The 21,893-nt window shown below is 64.4% G+C and carries 19 protein-coding genes and 1 pseudogene; 11 read left to right on the forward strand and 9 right to left on the reverse strand.

The features are described 5' to 3' along the window. The first annotated feature begins 104 nt into the window (after window positions 1-104). Window positions 105-656: a cytochrome b gene (locus tag JQ627_RS27625; RefSeq protein WP_212487375.1), complete on the forward strand. Its 552-nt coding sequence runs from the start codon at window positions 105-107 to the stop codon at window positions 654-656. Between the two features lie 150 nt (window positions 657-806). Next, window positions 807-1,448 (forward strand): glutathione S-transferase family protein, encoded by a 642-nt coding sequence (locus tag JQ627_RS27630; protein WP_212487377.1) that lies wholly within the window; start codon window positions 807-809, stop codon window positions 1,446-1,448. Between the two features lie 19 nt (window positions 1,449-1,467). On the opposite strand, the gene JQ627_RS27635 is transcribed toward JQ627_RS27630, so the two are convergent. Next, window positions 1,468-2,373, reverse strand: a complete 906-nt coding sequence (locus JQ627_RS27635) for a LysR family transcriptional regulator (RefSeq protein ID WP_212487379.1) — start codon at window positions 2,371-2,373, stop codon at window positions 1,468-1,470. Between the two features lie 154 nt (window positions 2,374-2,527). On the opposite strand from JQ627_RS27635, the gene JQ627_RS27640 reads away from it, so the two are divergent. Then, window positions 2,528-3,274, forward strand: a complete 747-nt coding sequence (locus JQ627_RS27640) for an SDR family NAD(P)-dependent oxidoreductase (protein WP_212487381.1) — start codon at window positions 2,528-2,530, stop codon at window positions 3,272-3,274. 39 nt (window positions 3,275-3,313) lie between these two features. Here the strand turns inward: JQ627_RS27640 and JQ627_RS27645 are convergent, their stop codons facing one another. Then, window positions 3,314-4,120 carry a Crp/Fnr family transcriptional regulator gene (locus JQ627_RS27645; RefSeq protein ID WP_014494157.1) on the reverse strand — a complete coding sequence of 269 codons (807 nt, stop codon included), beginning with the start codon at window positions 4,118-4,120 and terminating at the stop codon, window positions 3,314-3,316. Window positions 4,121-4,370: 250 nt separating this feature from the next. After that, window positions 4,371-5,468 carry a SecDF P1 head subdomain-containing protein gene (locus JQ627_RS27650; protein WP_212487382.1) on the reverse strand — a complete coding sequence of 366 codons (1,098 nt, stop codon included), beginning with the start codon at window positions 5,466-5,468 and terminating at the stop codon, window positions 4,371-4,373. Between the two features lie 247 nt (window positions 5,469-5,715). Between JQ627_RS27650 and JQ627_RS27655 the strand changes: the two genes are divergently transcribed. Together JQ627_RS27655 and JQ627_RS27660 are read left to right on the forward strand one after the other, a co-directional pair. Next, a complete protein-coding gene (locus tag JQ627_RS27655; RefSeq protein WP_212487383.1) occupies window positions 5,716-7,623 on the forward strand; it encodes an acyl-CoA synthetase in 1,908 nt (635 codons plus the stop codon). A 73-nt stretch (window positions 7,624-7,696) separates the two neighbouring features. After that, the gene (locus JQ627_RS27660) at window positions 7,697-9,022 is read left to right on the forward strand and encodes an LVIVD repeat-containing protein (RefSeq protein WP_212487387.1); all 1,326 of its coding nucleotides are present in this window, start codon (window positions 7,697-7,699) and stop codon (window positions 9,020-9,022) included. A gap of 69 nt (window positions 9,023-9,091) precedes the next feature. Here the strand turns inward: JQ627_RS27660 and JQ627_RS27665 are convergent, their stop codons facing one another. Beyond that, the gene (locus JQ627_RS27665; protein ID WP_212487389.1) at window positions 9,092-10,462 is read right to left on the reverse strand and encodes an ABC transporter substrate-binding protein; all 1,371 of its coding nucleotides are present in this window, start codon (window positions 10,460-10,462) and stop codon (window positions 9,092-9,094) included. A gap of 200 nt (window positions 10,463-10,662) precedes the next feature. On the opposite strand from JQ627_RS27665, the gene JQ627_RS27670 reads away from it, so the two are divergent. Next, window positions 10,663-12,516, forward strand: a complete 1,854-nt coding sequence (locus tag JQ627_RS27670) for an ATP-binding protein (RefSeq protein WP_212487391.1) — start codon at window positions 10,663-10,665, stop codon at window positions 12,514-12,516. Window positions 12,517-12,541: 25 nt separating this feature from the next. Here JQ627_RS27670 and JQ627_RS27675 read toward each other — a convergent pair whose 3' ends face one another. Then, window positions 12,542-13,714: a M20 aminoacylase family protein gene (locus JQ627_RS27675; protein WP_212487392.1), complete on the reverse strand. Its 1,173-nt coding sequence runs from the start codon at window positions 13,712-13,714 to the stop codon at window positions 12,542-12,544. A 99-nt stretch (window positions 13,715-13,813) separates the two neighbouring features. Beyond that, window positions 13,814-14,048, reverse strand: a pseudogene (locus JQ627_RS39200) (hypothetical protein); the annotation flags it as partial. Between the two features lie 483 nt (window positions 14,049-14,531). On the opposite strand from JQ627_RS39200, the gene JQ627_RS27680 reads away from it, so the two are divergent. After that, window positions 14,532-15,119, forward strand: a complete 588-nt coding sequence (locus JQ627_RS27680) for a TetR family transcriptional regulator (protein ID WP_212487393.1) — start codon at window positions 14,532-14,534, stop codon at window positions 15,117-15,119. Between the two features lie 444 nt (window positions 15,120-15,563). On the opposite strand, the gene JQ627_RS27685 is transcribed toward JQ627_RS27680, so the two are convergent. The 3 genes from JQ627_RS27685 to JQ627_RS27695 form a co-directional block, all read right to left on the reverse strand. Continuing rightward, the gene (locus tag JQ627_RS27685; RefSeq protein WP_212487394.1) at window positions 15,564-16,595 is read right to left on the reverse strand and encodes an MBL fold metallo-hydrolase; all 1,032 of its coding nucleotides are present in this window, start codon (window positions 16,593-16,595) and stop codon (window positions 15,564-15,566) included. Window positions 16,596-16,738: 143 nt separating this feature from the next. Further along, a complete protein-coding gene (locus JQ627_RS27690) occupies window positions 16,739-17,389 on the reverse strand; it encodes a response regulator transcription factor (RefSeq protein ID WP_212487395.1) in 651 nt (216 codons plus the stop codon). 7 nt (window positions 17,390-17,396) lie between these two features. Next, window positions 17,397-18,767, reverse strand: a complete 1,371-nt coding sequence (locus JQ627_RS27695; RefSeq protein WP_212487396.1) for a sensor histidine kinase — start codon at window positions 18,765-18,767, stop codon at window positions 17,397-17,399. Between the two features lie 214 nt (window positions 18,768-18,981). Here JQ627_RS27695 and JQ627_RS27700 point away from each other — a divergent pair, with 214 nt between their 5' ends. The 4 genes from JQ627_RS27700 (at window position 18,982) to JQ627_RS27715 (ending at window position 21,890) form a co-directional block, all read left to right on the forward strand. Further along, the gene (locus JQ627_RS27700) at window positions 18,982-19,752 is read left to right on the forward strand and encodes a MotA/TolQ/ExbB proton channel family protein (RefSeq protein ID WP_212487398.1); all 771 of its coding nucleotides are present in this window, start codon (window positions 18,982-18,984) and stop codon (window positions 19,750-19,752) included. Beyond that, on the forward strand, window positions 19,749-20,435 hold the full coding sequence (locus JQ627_RS27705; RefSeq protein WP_212487400.1) for a hypothetical protein: 687 nt from the start codon (window positions 19,749-19,751) through the stop codon (window positions 20,433-20,435). The genes JQ627_RS27700 and JQ627_RS27705 overlap by 4 nt, the downstream gene beginning before the upstream one ends. Then, window positions 20,428-21,033, forward strand: coding sequence for a hypothetical protein (locus tag JQ627_RS27710; protein WP_212487401.1), 606 nt, complete (start codon window positions 20,428-20,430; stop codon window positions 21,031-21,033). Before JQ627_RS27705 ends, JQ627_RS27710 begins: the two co-directional genes overlap by 8 nt. Window positions 21,034-21,149: 116 nt before the next feature. Further along, on the forward strand, window positions 21,150-21,890 hold the full coding sequence (locus JQ627_RS27715) for a metallophosphoesterase (protein WP_212487402.1): 741 nt from the start codon (window positions 21,150-21,152) through the stop codon (window positions 21,888-21,890). Window positions 21,891-21,893 lie beyond the last annotated feature (3 nt).

A 21,893-nucleotide genomic window follows, 5' to 3' on the forward strand; every position in this document is an offset into this window, starting at 1 on the left:
GGGGCCAATTTGGAACGATTCAATTTCACGGTTGCCGCATGTTCCCGCTATCAGCAGCAGCGCTGCGGACGGGGGACTTATCCGCAAAATTCCGGAGAGCCGACATGATCAGAAATACCGCTGCCGGCTGGGGCCGCGTTTCCCGGTGGCTGCACTGGGGCCTGGCGCTGGCCATCATCGGCATGATCGGCTTCGGCTGGTGGATGAACCACATCCCGGCGCGTCCCGACCGCTTCTTCTACCGCTCGATCCATGCCGATATCGGCTATGTGATCCTGCTGCTGACCGTGCTGCGCCTGGTCTGGCGAGCCGTCAACCCGACGCCGGCGATGCCGCCTGAGACCTCCCGCTGGCAGAGGATCGCGGCCCATGTCAGCCACGGCGCGCTCTATCTCGTGGTCATCCTGGTCGCGTTGCTGGGCTGGGCGCATTCCGGCGCGCGTACGCCGGACTATTCCGACTTCTTCGGCCTGTTTCACGTGCCGCAATTCACCTCTCCGGACCGTGCGGCGGCGGGCGCCTATGAGGACCGCCACATCCTCTTTGCCTATGTGCTGCTCGCACTGATCGCGATCCACGTGATCGCCGCCCTCTGGCACCATTTCATCCGCCGCGACCGCGTCGTGGCGCGGATGGTGGCGGACGAGGCGGGGTAGGGGAGACGCTCTCTCCCATCGTCATTGCGAGCACAGCGAAGCAATCCAGACTGCCACCGCGGAAAGACTCTGGATTGCTTCGCTGTGCTCGCAATGACGGGTTAGGATGCGGCGTCACGACTGATCCAACTCACGGTCGCAGGAAGTGCCATGCTCACAGTCCATCATCTCGGCAAGTCGCAGTCCGAACGCATCGTCTGGCTCTGCGAGGAGCTCGAAATTCCCTACGAGCTGAAGCGCTACACACGCGATTCCGTGACCATGCTGGCGCCGCCCGATTACAAGGCGCTGCATCCGATCGGGGCCGCGCCCGTCATCACCGACGGCGATCTCGTGCTCGCAGAATCCGGTGCCATCGTCGATTACATCATGGCCAAATACGGCAAGGGACGTCTCGTGCTCCGCCCCGATGATGCTGACTTCGCGCAGTTCCTGTACTGGTTTCACTTCGCCAACGGCACGCTGCAGGCCGGCATGGGCCGGCTGATGATCCTGAACCGGCTCAAGCTCGCCGACGACAATCCGATGCTGGCCGCGACAAGGGGGCGTATCGACCGCGCCTTCGACCTGGTCGATGCGCGCGTCGGCGACGCCGAATACCTGGCGGGCAATACCTTCACCACCGCCGACATCATGATCGGCTTCTCGCTCACCACGATGCGCTACTTCCAGCCCTATGATCTCCAGCGCTGTCCGAACGTGATCAAGTATCTCGGCCGGATCGGTGCACGGGCAGCCTACCGGCGTGCGATGGAGAAGGGCGATCCGGGAATGGCGCTGCTGCTGAGCTGAGCCGCGGAGCGGGTCATGATCAGTGCGCCATATGTTTGGTCGCGCGCTCGATCAAGTCGCTCAGCCTCGAGACGAATTTTGCGAGGATCGGTGAGGCATTGGTTTTGTGATAGCCCACGACGAGATCGATCGTCGGCGCCTTGCCCCTGAGCGGACGGCTGACGACGGACCAGGGCAGGAAGTTTTTGACGTAGCCCGGGAGTAGCGCGAAGCCGCGGGTGGAAGCCACCATCGACACCGCCATCGCGATGTTGTCGGCATCATGCGCCGTCGCGATCGGCAGGCCGCTTTCGCGAACATGGCTGTTGATGATCTTGAGGAGCTCTGGAGCGGTGTCGGAGACGTTGACGAAGGGCGTCCCCTCCAGTTTGGCGAGGTCGATGCGGTCGAGCTTGGCGAGGCGATGGTCGCTTGGGAGCACTGCGACCAGCGCCTCCTCGATCACGGTCTTGTAGACGAGTTCCGCTGAGCTTGCCTCGCGCCGCATGAAGGCGAGGTCGAGACTTCCGCGCCTGAGGCCGTCGGCCAGCGCAGGCGAAAAATCGCTCGTCACGGTCACGTCGATGTTCGGCAGTTCGTCGCGCAGCACGCGCATAGCCTCCGGCAGCCAATCGATTTCCTGACCGGTGAGGAAGCCGAGCGCAAAGCGCGACTTCTCGGGGCGGCCGGCGCGCCGCGCCGCCTCGATCGCCGCATCGGCCTGCGTCAGCGCAAGGCGCGCGTGATCAAGGAAGGCTCGTCCCGCGGCCGTCAGTTCGACGCCGTGTACGCTGCGTACCAGTAGAGGTACGCCGACCTCGTATTCGAGATCGCGAATCTGGCGGCTGAGCGAGGGCTGCGCGGTGTGCAGCCGCTTCTCGGCGGCGACCGTCAGGCTGCCTTCCTCGGCCACGGCGATGAAATAACGGAGATGGCGCAGCTCCATGAAGCATACCTCCCGGGTATGCCCATGAGCTTACAAAGTCTTTTTCAAAGCCGCCAGCCGGCTCCAAACAGCATGCCAGCAAAAGACGCTGCACCAGCACCATACCTGATTGGCAGGGAATGGGGTCCCTGCGCCCGGCGAAGGAGTGATGACCATGACCGACCTCAAGGGAAAAACTGCTCTCGTCACCGGTGCCTCGCGCGGCATCGGCCGCGCCTCGGCACTGGCGCTCGCGAAGCGCGGTGGGCAGGTGCTGGTGCATTACGGCCAGGCCGCCAAGGAGGCCGAGGCCGTCGTCGCCGAAATCCGCAAGAGCGGCGGGCGGGCCGATGCGATCGGGGCCGATCTCGGCGCGCCTGATGGTCCGTATCAACTGGCGACCCGGGTGCGTGGCATCGTCGGCGATCGGCTCGATATTCTGGTTGCCAATGCCGGCATCGCCAAGTCGGCTGTGATCGAGGAAACGACGGTTGAGGATTTCGACCGGTTGTTTGCCGTCAACGTTCGCGCGCCATTCTTCCTGGTGCAGCAATTGCTGCCGATCCTGCATGAGGGCAGCAGCGTCGTACTCGTTTCTTCGCTTGCCGCCCATGCGGTGGTCGGGACGCTGCCGGCCTATGCCGCCACCAAGGGTGCGATCGACACCCTGGTGAAGCACTTTGCGGCAGCGCTGGGTGCGCGCGGCGTGCGCGTCAACGCAGTGGCGCCGGGCGTGGTGGGGACCGAGATGTCGTCCTTCACCAAGACCGATGCGGGGCGCGACTACACGCTCGGCATGCAGACCTTGAAGCGGATTGCCGAGCCCGACGACATCGCGGACGCGGTTGCCTTCCTCGCCTCTCCCGACGCGCGCTGGATCACCGGCGACACCATGCACGTCGACGGCGGCTCGAAGCTCTGAGCCGTGGCCGGGTGGCCGAAGCGCATTCGGCCGCCCGGTTCACGCGATCCTGTTGGTGGTCGCCGCCCGCTCGCTCGCCAGTTGCTTCTGCAAGCGATCGATGTTTTGCAGCAGGCGCTGACTGGTCAACACCAGGAAGTAATAGCCGAACTGCGGGTCCTGAAAATAGATCTCGAGCAGGCGGTCATAGGTGATCGTCAGCACCTGTCCGTCTTCGATGCATTCGATCGTTCCGGTGCGCCGGTTGTCCGGCGTGAGGAAGCCGAGCTCTCCCATGAGAGCTCCGGGCCCGATCTCGACATTGATCTCCTTGACCAGGAACTTGCCGGTGACCGTGAGGAGCATCTCCTTGGCGGGATCGCCCAATTTGAAAAGCGTATCGCCACTGCGATATTTGCGCTCGGTCATGAACGGCTTGAGCCACTCGATCGACATGTCGCCTTCGGCCGCATGGCGCGCCTTCTTGACCAGCTTGAGCATCTGCCGCAGGCGCAGGGCGTTGATCGGAAGCAGCAGAAGATAGAGGAGGAACGTAGAGACGTTGGCTGACAGTGCGCCGAAAACGGCGAAGAACGCACAGCCGACCATGTTGGCGACGCGCAGGGGCACCATCGTCCGCATCAAGAGGGTGGCGACGAAGAAGCCGGCGCCGACCGCTGCGAACAGATTGGCCAGCGTGATGTTCTGGACAAAGATCTCCAGCAGCCGGTTGAAGATCGCGTCGTAGGTGACGTTGTTGGGATCGAGGCCCATCTGGACCAGGATCTTTGCGATCCTGAGGTTGTCCGTCGCCGCATCGAGAATGCGGTCGAGGATCGAGGAAATGTCTGCGCTGCCGGACGGCATGTACTAACCCCGCGTAAGGCCTTCAGTCCTGGTCGGTATGCTCGACACGTATAGCCGAAATCGAATGACGACCGCTTGAAATGAAGCCTTCGGCCGCCATGCCGCAAGGGGCAAATTTTAGCCTGATCGGGCGTTTCGGCAATTGCCCCTTGGTTGTGCGCATGGCCGTGTTGCGCCCGTGATTCGGGGCCCGGGCTTCGGCGGCGTGGACCGTGGCGTCCCCGACCGGCGGGGCGCAGGGCGACCAGCCTTACGGCTTGGCGGCGGGCTGCACGACCTGCTGCTCGACGAGGCCGAGGTGCCCCGGCAGCGAACCGGCGCGCAGCAACATCGCGACGCTATTGGCTTCCTCCAGCGTGAAATTGCCGGAGATCTGGCCCGAGCCGCCGGTGATGGGTTCGCGGATCACGGGGGCGGAGATCACCTTGCCGTCGAGCACGATGGCGAAGGGCCTTCCGATGTTCTCTTCGGTGACGTGGGCAAAGCGCCGCGTGCCGCGGCCGTTGAAGCGGAACGAGGCGATCGGGTCTTTCGTGCCGCCGGCAAATCCCGGGCCGGCATAGCTGATGTCGTCGCCGTCGAGCGCGCTGTCCTTGGCGACGAGGTAACGGCGCGCGTCCTTGAAGCCGAGCAGGACTTCGGTGCCCGCAGGCGGCGCGCCGGATTGTGCCTGTTCCGCCGGCATCGAGATGTCGACCAGGCGGAAGCTGACATTGACCTTCCTGGCGAAGACAGCAGTCACGCGCCCGGGCTCCATCATGCCCGGGATGAAAATGCGGATGCGATCCGCGCCATCAGGCTGGACGCTGGCGAGGTCGATGCCGGCGTCCTTGAGGCGCTGCTCGATCATGGCGATGGAATCGTCGACGAGATCGCGCAGCCGTGCCGCGGATGCGACATCGGTCGGCGCGAGCCTGACCAGTCCGTCGCCGCCGTCGGTCACCGTGAGCGCATGCGATGGCAATCCCTCCGCGGCTGACGCGAGCTTGCGTGCGAGCTGATCGCGGCCCTTGGCATCGGCGATCTTCAGTTCGACGCCGGCGTCGCGTATCGCAAGACCGGAGAAGGCGATCTTGCCCTCGCGCAGGGTCTTGTAGACATCGTCGCGCAAATCCGTGACGTCGCTCTCGCGCAAACCGTCGGTGTCGACCTTGTAGATGATGCGCGAGCCGCCCAGCTTCTCCATCTTGTCGGCGACGAGGGCCGCGATCCTGGCACGCATCTTGTCGAACTGGCTGTCTCCGGCAAGCGCGCCGCGCGGCAGGGCGATCGCCGATGCGCCGATCACCGATGTCATGGTGAGCGCGACGAGCTGCCGTGTGACGCGGTCCCGCGGGGGCGTAGTCATGATCACCTCAAGTCTTGCGGCAGGACGCTGGCCGGCGAGTCCGATGCCAGTTCTTGGTCCCCGGATCGGGCGCGGAGGTTCAAAGGCTTCGAATACGAGTGCTACGACCATAGCCGTTAGGCCATGGACGAATGCTCAATCATCCATCATTCTGTCCGCGCTCGACCGGCCATCGGTCGAGGCCTCGCCGAACCAAAATGTCAAAAGACAGGGGCGGGGAAATGCATCTGAGGGAGGACAGAATTCCATGGCGGGCATCCACGCGCTCGATCGGCTCATCGGCGACGACTATCCGGACCTGGCAACGGACGCGGAGGTCCGGGCCTTCGAGCAGGTGCCTTATGCCGATCGTGTCGCAGCCGAGAGCACCTATGACGCCGTCAGGCTCGGCGCTGCGCGCAACCCCGATGGGGCGGCGATTCAGTTCCTGCAAAACGCCGATCCGGCCGATACGCCGGTTGTGGTGACGTATCGCGATCTCATCGCGCGCGTCACGCAAGCCGCCAACATGTTTCATGCGCTCGGCGTGGAGAAAGGCGACGTCGTCAGCTTCATGCTGCCGCTGGTGCCCGATGCCTTCGTGACGCTGCTGGGGGCCGAGGCCGCGGGCATCGCCAATCCCGTCAATCCGCTGCTCGAGCCGCACCAGATCGCGGAGATCCTGGAGGCGGCGAACACCAAGATCCTGGTGGCGCTCGGGCCGATGCCGGGCACCGACATCTGGCAGAAGGTCGAGCAGATCCGTCCGCAGCTCAAACACCTCAAGGCGATCGTGCAGGTGTTCGGCGGCGGCGATCCTGACAAGGGCATCTTCGCGTTCAACGACCTGATCAAGCAGCAGCCGTCCGACCGGCTTGTCAGCGGGCGCAAGATTGCAGGCCACGACATCGCCGCCTATTTCCACACCGGCGGCACCACCGGCACGCCAAAACTCGTGCGGCACACGCACGCCAACCAGGTCTACCAGGCCTGGGCGCTCAATCTGCTGCTGCGATCGAAGCCCGGCTCCAATCTGCTGTTCGGCATGCCGCTGTTTCACGTCGGGGGATCACTGACGCAGGTGCTGCTGACGCTGTCGAGTGGCGGCTCGCTGGTCGTGCTCTCGCCGAGCGGCTGGCGCAATCCGAATTCTGTGAAGAACATCTGGGGACTGGTGGAGCGCTTCAAGCCCGAGGCGCTGTCGAGTGTGCCGACGGTGCTCGCGGCAACGCTTGGCGTGCCGCCCGGCAATGCCGACATCTCCAGCCTGAAATATGCAGCCGGCGGCGGCTCGGCGATCCCTGTCGCCGTGGGCTCGGCGATCCAGGACAAGCTGAAGCTGCCGGTGGTCGAGGTCTACGGCATGACCGAGACCTCCAGTGTGCATACGCTCGCCTATCCGTCGCGGCCGATCCGGCTCGGCTCGGTGGGGCTGCCGATGCCTTACGCGCGCGTGCGCATCGTGCAGCTTGACGCCGACGGCCGGCTGATCCGCGACTGCGCAGCCGACGAGATCGGCGTCGTCATCATGGCCGGGCCCGGCGTGTTCGGCGGCTATCTCAACGACGAGCACAACAAGGGCGCCTTCGTTGACGATGTCTGGGTCAACTCCGGCGACCTCGGCCGGCTCGACGCCGACGGCTATCTCTGGATCACCGGCCGCGCCAAGGATCTCGTGATCCGCGGCGGCCACAACATCGATCCGGCGCCGATCGAGGAGATCATGTTTCGCCATCCCGCCGTCGGCTTCGCCGCCGTGGTTGGCCAGCCCGACGCCTATGCCGGTGAATTGCCGGTCGGTTATGTGCAGCTGAAGCCGGGCGCCAAGGTCGAGCCGGGCGAGCTGGAAGCCTGGGTACGCGAGCGCACGCCGGAGCGCGCCGCCGTTCCGGTGCAGGTCATTCCGATCGATCCGATGCCGTTGACCGGCGTCGGCAAGGTGTTCAAGCCGCAGCTGCGTTGGGACGCGGCGCAGCGCGTGTTCACGAAAGTGCTGACGCCGCTCGTCGAGCGCGGCATCGACTGCAAGGTGAAGGTCGGCGCGCACGGTAGCCACGGCTCGATCGCCACCGTGACGCTCGCGGGCCTGCCGGCGGACCAGCGCGAACTCGTCGCCCGCGAAGTGCACACACTGCTCGACCCGTTCGTGATGCGGCACGAGGTGGTGCATGCGTAGGTGAGGGCGGACGACACAAGGCTTGCACGCCTCGCCGCAAACGAGCATCATTCTCCAAAAAAGGGGGAAATCGATGCCTCAACTCTCTCGCCGCCGTCACCTCCAGCAATTGTCAGGTGTGTTCGGAGCCGCGGCACTGTCCGGATGGTCGAGGCCGGCATCGGCGTCAGAGGCGGACATTCCACCGGAGGGTATCGGCAAGGGCATCAAGCACGTCTCCTACAGCGATATCGGCGGCCGGCCCGAAAGCGTGCAGGTGATGTTCAACCGGCAGCATGTCTATGTCGGGCACATGTTCAGCGACGGCGTGACGATCCTCGACGCCTCCGATCCGCGTGCGCTCAAGCCGGTCAATTTCTTCACCGCGGGACAGTACACCCGCACCCACCATCTCCAGGTGGCGGAAGACCTGCTGCTGCTCGCGAACGGCGCCAATATCGTCGCGATGCAGTCTTACGACAACATGCGCGGCTATTTCGAGAACACGCTGGTCGACAGCATCACCAAGGCCAAGAAATTCCGCTCCGGTCTCTCGATCCACGACATCTCGAAACCGAACGAGATGCGCGAGATCGCCTTCCTCGAAATGCCCGGCTTCGGCATCAACCGGCTGTGGTGGCCGGGCGGCCGCTATGCCTATGTGTCGGCGCATCTTGACGGCTTCACCGACCACATCCTTTGCGTGGTCGATCTCAAGACCATCACGAAGCCGGAGATCGTCGCGAAATGGTGGCTGCCGGGCATGAACCGCGCGGCCGGTGAGCCGGCGACGCCAAAGGGCAAGCGCTTTGCGCTCCATCACATGATCACGGCGGGTGATCGCGGCTACGCTGCCTGGCGCGATGGCGGCTTCACCATCCATGATATCAGCGATCCCACGAATCCGAAGCTGCTGTCGCACATCAACTGGTCGCCGCCCTTCGCCGGCGGCACGCATACGCCGCTGCCGCTGCCGAAGCGACAGCTCGCGATCGTCGCGGATGAGGCGAATGCGGAGAAATGCGCCAAGGGCCTGTTCCACACATTCGTTCTCGACGTGCGCGCGCCGGAAAACCCGGTGCCGATCGCAACCCTGCCGACGCCGCGCGACCGCGATTTCTGCACGGACGGCACTTTCGGTCCGCATAATCTGCACGAGAACCGGCCGGGCTCGTTCCAGAGCGAGGAGACGATCTTCGCGACCTACAACAACGCCGGCGTCAGGGTGTTCGACGTCAGGGACGCGTTTGCGCCAAAGGAGATCGCGTACTGGGTGCCGCCGGCACCGAAAAAGCTCATCGACCCCCGCCCGAACGTCGCGCTCGCAGCCAAGACCTGCGATGCCTATGTGCGGCCGGACGGGCTGATGTTCGTCTCCGACTGGAACGCCGGCATGCACGTGCTGCAATATCAGGGATGAGCGCCGCGCAAGGGGAATCGGCGACTTGTCCGCGGTGGCCGGCTCTTCCGATTGGATGCCGCCCCGCCGCTACCCGCGGATCGCCGCATTGGCCCTTTCGGCTGCGCCCGTCATCGCATCCTTCGCCGGCTTCGCCCCGTTGACCACTTCATTCACGCCGATCATGAAGGCGTCGAGGATCGGTCGCGATTGCGGATGGAAAAGGATCGCCTTGGCGCGGTCGACGTCGGCATTTTGCAAGTTGGTCAGCGCCGCCTCGGCGGCCTGCGGGCCGAACGCCTTCTTGAAGTCCTCGCTCGACCAGGCCGACACACGTGTCGTCGCCAGCCCCGCAGCGGCAGTTCGCAGCGAGGTCGCCTTGCTCGTCGCCCACAGCAGGAACAGGAAAGCCGCCCGCTTGTTTCGAGATTTGGAATTGATGCACGCCTGCCAGTGCGACATGAAGGGGACCGGTCCGCGACCGGCGAGGTGCGGAAAGGTTGCAAACCCGGCCTGCTTGGTGACACGGCTTTTCGCTGGATTGGAGATGTCGGTCGCGAAGTTGCTGCTGTCGATTGCCATGGCCGTCCGCCCCTGCAGGAAGTCGTCCAGCACATGGTACCATTCGTAGCTGCCGACGCCGGCAGGCCCGGCCTGACTGAGCAGCTGTCCGTACATCTCGACGGCCGCGATTGCCTCCGGGCTCGCGAACGCGACCCTGTTGTGCTCGACCATGGCCCCACCGTACGAGAACACGAAGCCCATGGCGGGTGGGGAGGAATTGCCGCCCGCTTGGGCCCGCATGGTGATCCCCGACATCCCGTTGGCCTTGACCATCTTGGCGGTGGCAAGGAGCTGTTCGAAAGTTTCGGGAATCGGCTGGTCCTTGGCTGCCAGCGCATCCCTGTTGATGAACAGGGTCATCGCCTCTGAGGTGATGGGGACGGCGTACCGTTCGCCGTCCGGCCACAGCGGGAAGGCTCGGGCCGTCTTGAGCAGATCGCTCTCGTCATACCAGGCGGGGTCGGTCAGCGACCGGTTGGAATAGTAGCCGTTCAGTGGCTCCAGCCATCCGTTCGAGATGCCCTGGCCATAGGTCGTGAACATGAAGACGTCGGGCGTGCTGCTGCCGCGGGCGAGCCTGATCGGCAGCGCGCCGAGATAGGTGGTTTCCAGTTGGAAATCGATGGCGACGTTGATGCCGGTGAGTATGGTGAACTCCGGCAACAGCGGCGTGATCGCATTCGACCACGGATGGATCGCGCCCGAAAGCGCGATCGTCTGTCCTGCAAATTGCTTCCAGTCGATCGCGGCGTTGGCGTAAGCCGCAGCGGAATCCTGGGCAAAGCTCCAGCGCGGCAGCGCAGTCAGAACCGGCAGGCCGGCGCCAGCCGCCCCCAATCCCTTGATGAAACTGCGTCGGCTTGCCGGATGGCTCAGTGAGTTTTCACCCTGTGCCATGCTGATGCTCCTTGAATCAACCAAGGGCGTTCAACCATAGCACGCGCACGGGGCCGCACCCTGCGACATCGCGGCCCTTACCCTTGGCGTATCCGATGATGTCGGGTTCCCGACCTCCCTTTCCGTGCTATTATCTCATCATGCTCTGGCGTCGGCACCAGAACACGCGCGGTCACACGAGCATCGAAGACCCACGGCCAATGTCCGTTCCTGTTCGGGCCCTGCCTCTGCGATGGTTTGCTCGTCCGCTGATCTTTGCGGTCGCAGTGCTTCTGTCCTTGTTTGCCGCGACCGGCCTCCTCGGCCTGCAATATTGGCAGGAGCGCCAAGCAGCTCATCACTTCATCGAGCATAGCCGCCAGGTCCTCGAAACGCTCGATCGGCTGCGGGCGATCATCGCGGAACTGGAGACCGAAAGACGCGGGTATCTCATGACCCGCGACCCCGCCTATCTCAAGGCATACGGCGTCTCTGACGAAAGTGTACGGCGGGAGGCTCAGGCGCTGCAGACGCTGGTCGCGGATGACCCGTTGCAGGGCCTCCGAGCCGGACATCTGGCGCTGACCGTCACAGCTACGCTGCGCGAGATCGACGAACTGCTGAAGACCGCCGGCACGTCCGGGCTGGCCGCGCTGGCGATGATCCGCAGCATGGACGAGATCCGCTCGCAGATCGACCAGATGGTGGATCACGAGCGCTTTCGGCTCGCCGACCGGGAGGCGCGCGCCGAAGCATTCGAGCAACGCTGGACCTGGCTGATCGCCGGCGCGGTTTTCCTCGTCGTCGCGCTGGCCGGAGCGGCGCTGGCGCTGGCGCGGCTCGAAGCGAAACGACGGACAGAGGCGACCGAGGAGAACATCCAGCTCCAGAGCGATGTTGCAGCACGGGATATCAAGATCAGTAGCCTGTTCGATGCCAACATCATCGGCATCATCATCTGGGAAGTCGAGGGGCGCATTCTTGAGGCTAACGATGCATTCCTGCGCATCGTGGGATACGATCGGGACGATCTCACCGCAGGGCGCCTGCATCGGGCCGACCTCACGCCGCCGGAGTGGCGCGACCGCGACTTGCATACCGTTGCAGAACTGAAGCGGGCCGGGACGGCCCTGCCATTCGAGAAGGAATATGTGCGGAAGGACGGAACCCGTGTGCCGGTGCTGATCGGCGGGACCATGTTCGGAGCAGGTACGGATAATGGCGTCGGCTTCGTCCTTGATCTGACGGCGCTCAAGCGGGCGGAAGCCGAAAGCCGCGAACACGAGCGGCGCTACCGTGAAGCGCTGATGGAGCTCGCGCACGCAAATCGCGTCACCACGATGGGGCAACTCACCGCTTCGATCGCCCATGAAGTCAACCAGCCGATCGCCGCGATCGTGGCGAACGCCGAGGCCGGGCTGAATTGGCTGGAGGCTCAACCGCCAAATCTGGAGCGGGTTCGACAGACGTTCGGCTGGATCACCGGTGACGGCATGCGAGCTGGCGCCATCATCGGCCGGATTCGGGCGCTGATCAGGAACGCTCCCCCGCAAAAGGAGAATCTGGAGATCAACCAGGCGGTGCTTGAGGTCATCGCGCTGACGCGCAGCGAAGCGTTCAAGAGCGGCGTCTCGGTGCGAACGCAATTTGCCGAGGGCTTGCCGCCCATTCAGGCAGATCGGGTTCAACTTCAGCAAGTGGTGCTCAACCTGATCGTCAACGCCATCGAGGCGATGGCCGCGGTCGGCGAGGGAGGACGCGAGTTGCTGATCAGCACCGGTCTGGATGCATCGGACGGCGTCCATGTCACCTTGCGGGATTCCGGTCCGGGGCTGGATCCGAAGAACGTGGACCGCCTGTTCGAAGCCTTCTACACCACCAAGCCCACAGGTATGGGGATGGGCCTCGCCATCTGCCGCTCGATCATCGAGGCGCATGGCGGACGGATGTGGGCCGGTGCAAACGAGCCTCGCGGCGCCGTCTTCCAGTTCACCCTGCCTCTCGCGTCAGACCAGACCGCATCCCGCCTGATGAGGGCGGATGAGCCAATGGGTCTACGCTCTGCGGCTCAATGACGAACGCCGCGTATGCGAAGCGGCGCTAGCCCGCCGGCATCCGTGTTTCGACCAGTCGCGCCCAGAACGACGCGCCGTGACCCAAAATGTTGTCGTTGAAGACATAGGCCGGGTGGTGGCACTCGTTGCCGTCGCCCATCCCGACCAGGACCATCGCGCCGGGACGTGCTTCCAGCATGAAGGAGAAATCCTCGGCGCCCATCATCGGAATGAACTTGTCGTTGACGCGCTCCGCGCCGACGATGTCGCGGGCGACGTCGGCGGCAAGGCCGGCCTCGCGCGCATGGTTCATCGTCACCGGATACATCCGCGTGTACTTGGTCTCGGCCGAGCCGCCATAGGCACGGGCGACGCTCTCGGCGACCTCGCTGATGCGGCGTTCGACGAGATCGCGCACTTCGGGATCGAGCGTGCGCACGGTGCCGCTGAGCTCGGCGACCTCCGGGATGATGTTGAAGGCCGTGCCGGAGTGGAATTGCGTGATCGAGATGACGGCGGACTTCAGCGGATCGACGTTGCGCGCGACGATCGACTGCAGCGCGTTGACGATCTGCGAGCCGATCAGCACGCTGTCGACGGATTTGTGCGGACCGGCGCCGGCGTGGCCCCCCTTGCCGTGGACGATGATCTGGATGTTGTCGGAGGAGGCGAGCATCGCGCCGGGGGTGGTTGCGAAATGGCCCTCGGGCAGGCCCGGCATGTTGTGCATTCCGTAGACCTCCTGGATGTTCCAGCGCGTCATCAGCCCATCCTCGACCATGGCCTTGCCGCCGCCGCCGCCTTCCTCGGCGGGCTGGAAGATCATGATCGCGGTGCCGTCGAAATTGCGCGTCTCGGAGAGGTATTTGGCGGCGCCGAGCAGCATGGCGGTGTGGCCGTCATGGCCACAGGCGTGCATCTTGCCGGGGACCTTGGAGGCGTAGGCGACGCCCGACGTCTCCATGATCGGCAGCGCGTCCATGTCGGCGCGCAGGCCAATGGTCTTGCCGGAGGCGGACTTGCGGCCGCGGATCACGCCGACGACGCCGGTGCGGCCGATGCCCGTCACCACCTCGTCGCAGCCGAATTCGCGCAAGCGATCGGCGACGATGCCGGCGGTGCGGTGGACCTCGTAGAGCAGCTCCGGATTCTCATGGAAGTCATGGCGCCAGGCGGCCATTTCGTCGGAGAGGGCGGCAACGCGGTTGACGATGGGCATGAGGGAATCCGTTTCTTGTTCGTAGGGTGGGTTAGCGTAGCGTAACCCACCACTGTTTGTCTCCGTGGACGCGAAAGAGATGAGTTATGCCCAGCGGACTGCGCTTCGCGCAGCCACAAGGCTAACCCGGTCTCGAAAGGCGACGACATCGTGCTTGGTCTCGCGCCCGATCTCGCCGATGCGTGCGGACGTCGAAAGTCGCGTCCCTGGCCTTCGCCCGGACCGTCTTGGCGGCCTCCTTGGGGACGGTCCCGAGTTCGGCCAGCGCGTCGGCCGGATGCGCCTCGATCTCGAACCAGATCAAAGAAGGTGGGCGGGTGGCCCGAGATGGCACGACCCGCCAAGATGCCCTTTTCGCCGTGATTTGGCAGAGCAGGGAGGGCGAAACAAGCGATCTGGGCCCGAGGAGCGGGGTCGCCGAGCGAGATCCGCCCACAAAAATTAACTGTCAATCACGGATCATTGACTGACAGATATTGAAATCTGTCAGCGAGACGTGTATATCCGTTCTCGGACGCTCCTGTTGGGCGTCCCGCGGGACCCCCCAGCCCGATATCCGAAACAAGGTCGGATCGAAGGGCGAATTGAAGAGCGGGGACCGTGGACGAATGGAGACTTAAGACAATGACGACCGAAATCATCAACTTCACCGGGACGATTGGGCATTGGCTCAATTTACTGGTCGCGCGCCAGATCGCGGCGCAGGCTGCAAAACTGCCTCATTAAGGCGAGAGCTTTCCGAAACGACCGGCACGGGCGCTTCGGAAGCAGCTCCATCGCCGGGTAACTGAGCCCTCAACGGGAACATGGTGCTGGCATGAATGAAGCCGTGATCTTGACGCCGGAGCGGATCCTCGAAGTCACCGAGGACGTTCTGCGGCGCTACGGACTTGCCAAGGCCACTGTGGTCGACGTTGCCCGTGCGCTCGATGTGAGCCACGGCAGCGTCTATCGCCATTTCCCGAGCAAGGCCTCGCTGCGCGAGGCCGTTGCCAAACGCTGGCTCGATCGCATCGACGCGCCGCTGCTGGCGATCGTCGAGGAGCAGGGGCCGGCGCCCGTCAGGCTCGACCGCTGGCTGCGCACGCTGTTTGCCGCCAAGCGCTCGCGCGTGCTCGACGATCCCGAGATGTTCGAGACCTATCTGACCCTGGCGCGCGAGGCTTGCGCAGCGGTCAAGTGCCACAAGGACACCATGATCGACCAGATCGCGTCGATCCTGACCGATGGCGTGAAGCAGGGCGTGTTCGAGGTGGGCGACGTCAAGGCGACAGCCCGCGCCATCTTCGATGCCACCGTCCGCTTCCACCATCCAGCCCATGCCGACGAGTGGAAGGATGCCGATCTGCCGGCGCGCGTCGATGCGACCCTGGCGCTGGTGCTCCGCGGGTTGAAGGCGGCCTAGACCGACACGCTCCCTCCAAAGCCCGTAAAAGCAGATTCAGCCTTTCGCTTTGCGCAGAAGGGCCTCCTCGCGAACGGAAGACGAGGGGGGCGAATGTCTGCGCGCGTGAAGAGCGGCGTTGGAGGATGGGACAACCGGCGGGCTCTCCGGATACGTATTCACTGCGATTTCGACAGCGTCCTTTGACCGCTTCCGAAGGCGGTAGAATGTGAGCTCCTGATCGAGTGCGGGGCAGCGGAAGTGGACGACGGCCGTATCCGGCAAGCGGCAGAGTTCGTCGATGAGTTCGCCCACGGTGAGGAGCGGAGGATCGACGAGGGTTCGGTGCATAGCCTTACTCATGGCGCAACTCCTTCACTCTGCTGCTAACCAAAGCGCGACGGTGTCGGTTCCATCCCGCTCGCCTCAAGCGCTGGATAAAGGTGCGAACTGCGAGTCGGCGCGCTACAGCGCGGATCCTGACCGCAAACCGCGCGACCGCAATATGCCGAACGGGTCTTCGCGCCCGGCCAGTTTCCGATACGTCGCAAGGTCGTCAGGTGTCGGACCTTCCCCGCGTCTGGCATTGCCATTCCTTCCAACCGAAATCGACGTGCCGAGGCCGGCATAGAGATAGTTGTCGCCGAACGCCGTCTTGAGCGCGGCAAAAGTCGGCTCACCGCTGCAATGTCCCGGTGCGACGGCGTCGACTTTGAACCTGTCCTTCAGAGCGGTAACGACTTTCGCGATTGCCTCGTCAGGCGCGACGACCAGATGAAATCCGCCGGCAATGAGATGAATCCTGGGATTGATACCGGTCGCCGCTTCGACAATGCGCTCGATGCCGGGGTGCGAACAACCGACCAGAAGGACTACGCCTTCTGCGGTGTTGACGGCCAACGACAGCTCCTTGAGTTCTCTTGTCCCGGGCGCGTCGGAGATCAGCGAAATCAGCGTGATGCCTGGAGCAATCTCGGTCGTTTGATCGATCAGTTCGAAGTTTGCATTGGCCCATGCCGAGCCGAACTTCATCACCGCGGGGGGCTTGCCTCCATAGTACCGCATCTCAGGCGGCAGGGCCTCGTCTTTCCGGTAGAAGCCGGAAGGCAGCGAAGAGCCGTAGATGCCAAATCCTTCCCTGGGCGCGTAGATCTTGACGGTCGGATTGACGCTCAGGACGTAGGACAAGCCCGCCATATGATCGGAGTGGCGGTGCGAAAGAACGACAAAGTCGAGGTTCGAGAGGTTGACACTCTTGGCCTTCACGTTTGCGGCGAAGATTTCGGGGTCGTTACCCGTGTCGAACAAGATGCGTTTTCCCGCGATTTCGACAAGGGCGGAAAAGCCCCAGTCTTTTGTCATCGCGTCATTTGTGCCGAAGGCATCATAAAGAATGGTGATCTGGTCGTTCGCCTCGGCTGCTGCGTTTTCGGTGGTTCCGGTCGCGACAACGCTGAAGGCGATCAGTACGGCAAGAAGACTGTCCCTGATGGTCATGGAAGCGTCTCCTGTTGTCGTGCAAAGCATACAACGAGGGAACGAGGGCGGCTTCGAAGACGACCGAGCCTAGCACAATCTGAGCGCGACTGGAGATCTTCGTTGAAGCGGCCGGAACCAGATAGGCGTCCAGCCGCCAAGCTCTAGATCCTCGTCAGCCCACGGCTCGCCGCCAGCCGCACCAGTTGCGCATCCGTGCGCGCGCCGGTCTTGGTCTTGATCAGGTAGTGATAGTTCTGCACCGTCTTGACGCTGAGATTGAGATGCGAAGCAATCTGCTCGGTCGTCGCGCCGCCGGCGAATTGGCGCAGGATCTCGATCTCGCGCTCACCCAGTTGATCCAGCGCCGAGCCGGCCGACAGGCTGTCCTCGGCCAAGATATGCGCGATGTCGTCGCTCATGGCGCGCTCGCCGCGGGCGACGCTGCGGATCGCGGTGACGACCGCGGAGGGCTCGCTGCTCTTGGTGACGAAGCCGCTGGCGCCGGCGCCGAAGGCGGCTTTCACCAGCACGGCTTCATTGTGCATGGTGAAGACGAGGATGCGCGCCCGCGGGCTGCGCGCGCGGATGTTGCGGATCGCCTCCAGCCCGCTCGCCCCTGGCATCGAGATATCAAGCAGGACCACATCGGGATCGTGCGCCTTGAAGGCACCGTAGGCGTCCGCCGCGTTGTCGGCTTCCGCCACGACATGGAGATCGCCCTGGCTCTCCAGCACGCGCCGATACCCTTGCCGCACGATCGGATGGTCGTCGACCAGCAGCACGGAGATGCCTGTTGCCGCAACCCCGCTCATGTCGGCCTCATGCGGCGAGCGGAATGGTGGCGGCGACGCTGAGGCCGCGACTGGCGGGCAGGATCGACAATGATCCGCCGGCCGCCGCGACCCGCTCGCGGATGCCGGTGAGGCCGAAGCCGGCCGACTGCGCAACGCGTGCCGCATTGCCGCCGCCGTCGTCCTCGACACGGATCAGCAACGCGTCGTCGTCACCGGCGCGCCGCTCGATGCGTAAGGAGATCTCGCGCGCCGAGCTGTGGCGCAGTGCGTTGGTCAGGCATTCCTGCGCCACGCGATAGGCGGTGGTGGCGGCCGGACCGCTGATGTCGGTGAGGTTGCCCTTGAGATCGAGCCGGATGGTCGGCTGCGCTGTGCTTTGCGAGCGCCAGCTATCCACCAGATTGACGAGGCTGGCCTCCAGCCCAAGCTCCTCGGGCAGGGGATTGCGCAGGCGTTTGAGCGCATCGCGCAGCGAGGCCATCAGATGATGGGTGGCCTGCGAGATCATGCGCGCGTCCTGAGCGATGCCGCCTTCCTTGCTTTCCTTCGCGCTGGCAGTCTCGATCGTGTTGGCGAAGGCGAGGATGGCGGAGAGATTTTGGCCGAACTCGTCGTGCAGCTCGCGGGCGAGCGCGCGGCGTTCGTCGTCACGGATCTCGATCAGCCGCCTTGTCAGCGCCGCGCGCTGTTCGGTGGCTTCCTCCAGCCGACCGCCGAGCTCGCCGACGGCGCTGCCGATCATTGCCAGCTCCATGGAGCGGAAGCGCGGCAGTTTGGTGCGATACTGGCCCCGCGCCATGCGCTGGAGCGCGGTGACGATGGTGCGCGCCGGCGCCAGCGCGTGCGCGATGGCGAGCGACGCCAGGAGCGCGATCGCCGCCGCCATCAGAAGCGCGACATCGACCACGTTGAGAAGGTACTCCCAGGCAAGCGAGATGGCCGCTGCGGCATCGGGCGTCGCGACGACCGTGCCGGCGGCTGCCGCGCGGGGACTGACGGGCCTTATCACTTCGGCGTGGCTGCCGAGGAAGATGGGTACGATTGCGGTGAACCAGTGCGGCGGCGTCTTGCCGAGCCCCACGCTCTGGCCGCAGAGCGGCCTTTCGAATGCGATGGCCGGCTGGAACTCGACGCAGACGCCGGGCGAGATCAGCTTCATCGTTTCCAGCGTGCGCCACTCCGGAACCGGCAAGAGCTGCTCGCGCGTTCTGCTGCTGCGCAACAAGAACTCGTGCCAGTACAGCGCCTGAAGCGCCTGCGCGACCCGCTGCGCCGAGGCCGCAGTCGCCCGGTCGACGCTGCGATAGGCGTCGAACGTGGCCCAGACGGTCGCGGCGCCAAGGCAGAGCGCGACGATGAGAAGCAGACGGGCGACAAGCTGAAGCACGAGGCGCATGCGATCACCCCCAACGTTTGGTAAGGTCAGCCTAACAACGCCGCCGCGCCTTGCCAATTGCGGGGAACGGCAGGATTTGCTGCTCGGGCAATTTTCCCAAGCCGGATTGGGCATGGCTCTTTGGACCGGGCGCGGCGGCTTTGATCTAATCAGCGGGGAATCGTTGCAGGGCAGTCCTTGCAAGCCAGTCCTTGCAAGCCAGGAGCGGTGCAGCATGAGTTCGATGACGATTGGACCGATCGCGGGGTCTGCTGCCGACCCATCCGAGCGCAGTGCGCTCCTGTTCTGGATGATCTTCACCGGGCTGTCGATCTTCGCCGTCGTGCTGCTGTGGCGGTTCGGCCTGATCCGTCTGATGCTGACCTCGGACCGCACCTACATTTCCAGCGTGATCGCGCTGCTCTATGTCGTCACCTGCGGCCACTGCTTCCTGCGGACGCGGGCGATCGCCCGTGAAGGCGCGGCGGCGCGGCGCTGCCGGGCGGTGCTCGCGGCCCCCGGGGGCAGCAAGGTGCTCGACGGCAGCGCAGCTGCGCTGCCACGCGGGCTGGTGCGGGACCACATCGAGAGCCTCGTGACGAAAGCGTCAGCGCAGGACTACCGGGCGGTCGACCAGACGCTGCTGCTGCGCACGCTGGCCGACCGCCTGCGCGGCTCCAACGGGTTCGGTGCCTTCGTCTCGGACACGCTGATGAAGCTCGGCCTGCTCGGCACCATCATCGGCTTCATCATCATGCTGGCGCCGATCGCGGGGCTGGATGCCGCCGACAAGGTCGCGATGCGTTCCTCGATGGGGCTGATGAGCGACGGCATGGCGGTCGCGATGTACACCACGCTGGCGGGCCTCGTCGGCTCGATCCTGGTCCGCATCCAGTATTACATGCTGGATGCCGCGACCCAGCGGGTGTTCTCGGATGCGGTGGTGCTGACCGAGACCTATGTGACGCCGGTGCTGGAACGCAAAGGCGCTGGAACCGCGTCATGATGGATGACTTTGGTCTCTATCCGCGCGAGGAGCCGTTCGATCCGCTGGGCGTGATGCTGTTCAAGGCGCTCCAGGTGATCGCCTTCCTGTTCTTCCTTGCGCTCCTCGCGGTGTCTCCGGATGCCAAGGACGGCAAGATCGACTCCAAGGCCGAGTTCATGATCACGCTGGACTGGCCGGACAATCATCCCGACGATCTCGACCTGTTCGTGCAGGATCCCGCCGGCAATATCGCCTGGTATCGCCACCGCGAGGCCGGCTTCCTCACGCTCGACCGCGACGACCGCGGCGGGGCCAACGATTTCATCATGGTCAACGGCAAGAAGATCGCCTCGCCGATCCGCGAGGAGATCGTCACAGTGCGCGGCATCGTCGCCGGCGAATACACCGTCAACGTCTCGCATTTCGTGGCAACGACCGGCGAACCGGTCCAGGCTAATGTGAAGGTGCAGAAGCTCAATCCAACCGCGCAGGTGGTGTTCGACAACAAATTCACGCTCGACCACACCGGCGACGAGAAGACCGCAGTGCGGTTCCGGCTCGATGCCGAGGGCAAAGTGGTCAATGTGGACCAGCGGCCGAAATCGCTGCTGGAGACCTTTCGCACCGGCTGGCGCAACGGCGCCGATCTCGACCCGAGGACCGGTGTGAGCAAGAACGCTACGAGGGTGCGCCGTGACTAGCCTGCAGACAGTGATCCTCACGCTGTCGGTCGCCTACGCCGTCATCGGCGCGCTGCTGCTGGTCGTGCTGGTCTATGCGCGGCTGCACTGGTCGCTGAAGGCGGTCGCGGTGGTCGTGACCAGCGCCTTCTATGTCGTCAGCTTCACCGAAATGCGAGGGTTGCTCGGCTGGGCCAGCGCCGACCGGCTGCCAACCTCCTTCAAGCTGCTGAAGGCCCGCATCGTCGAGCCGCATTCACTGGAAGGCGATCCCGGCTCGATCTATCTCTGGGTCGAGCAGCTGGACGAGGATAATCGCCCGAGCGGCATCCCGCGCGCCTTTCGTGTGCCCTACAATGACAGGCTGGCCGACAAGACCCATGCGGCGGAGAACGAGATCGCGTTGGGACATCCGCAAGGCGGCCGTGCCGCCGATTTCGGTGGCGGCGATGGCAGTCTCATTGACATGGTCCGGGAATATGTGACGCCGAAGACCATTTTGGAGACCACCGGCGGCGATTCCTCGACCGGCGAATTCCTCCCACCTCCGGCCGGCGCGCAAGGTGCGGTGTTCACCCCGATCCCGCCGCCCCGGATGCCTCCGAAGGACGAGCAATAGGCCCTCACCATCGCCGCAGCGGCACGCTGGAAAACGGACACGCACTGGCGCATCTTCTTGACGTCCCTCAATTTGGCCTTATCGGCTTCCGATAAGACCTTTGGGGTGGAGGGTGCGTGCTTCTCGCTGTCTTCTCGGATATCCACGGCAACCGGCAGGCGTTCGAGGCCTGCCTGAAGGCTGCCCGCGCGAAGGGCGCGGAGCGGTTCGTCCTGCTCGGCGATTTCGTCGGCTATGGCGCCGATCCGGAATGGGTCGTGGATACCGCGATGGGTCTGGTCCAGGAGGGCGCCATCGCCGTTCGCGGCAATCATGACGAGGCGGTCAACACCACGACCGAGAGCATGAATGCGGAGGCGCAGATCGCGATCGAATGGACGCGCGGGCGGCTCGACGTGGCGCAGCGGCGGTTCCTCGCAGAGCTGCCGATGCTGGTTGAGGACACCGACCGCTTGTTCGTGCATTCGGAAGCCTCTCACCCGCATCGCTGGCACTATGTCCGTTCGACGGCGGATGCCGCCAGGAGCCTGATATCGACGCCCGCCCATGTCACCTTCTGCGGGCACATCCATCGCCCGGCGCTCTATTCGATGTCGGTGACGGCGAAGATGACCGGCCTCGTGCCCAAGACCGACGTTTCCGTGCCGCTCCTGCGCGGGCGGCAATGGCTTGCCGTGCTCGGCTCGGTCGGCCAGCCTCGCGATGGCGATCCATCCGCAGCCTTCGTGCTGTTCGACACCGTATCGTGCCAGATCACCTATTGCCGCGCGCCCTATGACATCGCGAGCGCGGCGAACAAGATTCGCGAGAACGGCCTGCCGCCCTGGCTCGCCGACCGGCTGTCGCAGGGACGATAGAGG

Origin of the sequence: Bradyrhizobium liaoningense, from assembly GCF_018130785.1 — a bacterium.
Taxonomy (GTDB): Bacteria; Pseudomonadota; Alphaproteobacteria; order Rhizobiales; family Xanthobacteraceae; genus Bradyrhizobium; species Bradyrhizobium liaoningense_A.

Excerpts from the sequence above, each read along its gene's own strand:
- JQ627_RS27630 (WP_212487377.1), top strand. The coding sequence starts at position 807 with ATGCTCACAGTCCATCATCTCGGCAAGTCGCAGTCCGAACGCATCGTC.
- JQ627_RS27625 (WP_212487375.1), top strand. The coding sequence starts at position 105 with ATGATCAGAAATACCGCTGCCGGCTGGGGCCGCGTTTCCCGGTGGCTG.
- JQ627_RS27675 (WP_212487392.1), bottom strand. The coding sequence starts at position 13,714 with ATGCCCATCGTCAACCGCGTTGCCGCCCTCTCCGACGAAATGGCCGCC.
- JQ627_RS27650 (WP_212487382.1), bottom strand. The coding sequence starts at position 5,468 with ATGACTACGCCCCCGCGGGACCGCGTCACACGGCAGCTCGTCGCGCTC.
- JQ627_RS27645 (WP_014494157.1), bottom strand. The coding sequence starts at position 4,120 with ATGCCGTCCGGCAGCGCAGACATTTCCTCGATCCTCGACCGCATTCTC.
- JQ627_RS27690 (WP_212487395.1), bottom strand. The coding sequence starts at position 17,389 with ATGAGCGGGGTTGCGGCAACAGGCATCTCCGTGCTGCTGGTCGACGAC.
- JQ627_RS27655 (WP_212487383.1), top strand. The coding sequence starts at position 5,716 with ATGGCGGGCATCCACGCGCTCGATCGGCTCATCGGCGACGACTATCCG.
- JQ627_RS27695 (WP_212487396.1), bottom strand. The coding sequence starts at position 18,767 with ATGCGCCTCGTGCTTCAGCTTGTCGCCCGTCTGCTTCTCATCGTCGCG.
- JQ627_RS27680 (WP_212487393.1), top strand. The coding sequence starts at position 14,532 with ATGAATGAAGCCGTGATCTTGACGCCGGAGCGGATCCTCGAAGTCACC.
- JQ627_RS27635 (WP_212487379.1), bottom strand. The coding sequence starts at position 2,373 with ATGGAGCTGCGCCATCTCCGTTATTTCATCGCCGTGGCCGAGGAAGGC.
- JQ627_RS27665 (WP_212487389.1), bottom strand. The coding sequence starts at position 10,462 with ATGGCACAGGGTGAAAACTCACTGAGCCATCCGGCAAGCCGACGCAGT.
- JQ627_RS27700 (WP_212487398.1), top strand. The coding sequence starts at position 18,982 with ATGAGTTCGATGACGATTGGACCGATCGCGGGGTCTGCTGCCGACCCA.
- JQ627_RS27685 (WP_212487394.1), bottom strand. The coding sequence starts at position 16,595 with ATGACCATCAGGGACAGTCTTCTTGCCGTACTGATCGCCTTCAGCGTT.
- JQ627_RS27640 (WP_212487381.1), top strand. The coding sequence starts at position 2,528 with ATGACCGACCTCAAGGGAAAAACTGCTCTCGTCACCGGTGCCTCGCGC.
- JQ627_RS27670 (WP_212487391.1), top strand. The coding sequence starts at position 10,663 with ATGTCCGTTCCTGTTCGGGCCCTGCCTCTGCGATGGTTTGCTCGTCCG.
- JQ627_RS27705 (WP_212487400.1), top strand. The coding sequence starts at position 19,749 with ATGATGGATGACTTTGGTCTCTATCCGCGCGAGGAGCCGTTCGATCCG.
- JQ627_RS27660 (WP_212487387.1), top strand. The coding sequence starts at position 7,697 with ATGCCTCAACTCTCTCGCCGCCGTCACCTCCAGCAATTGTCAGGTGTG.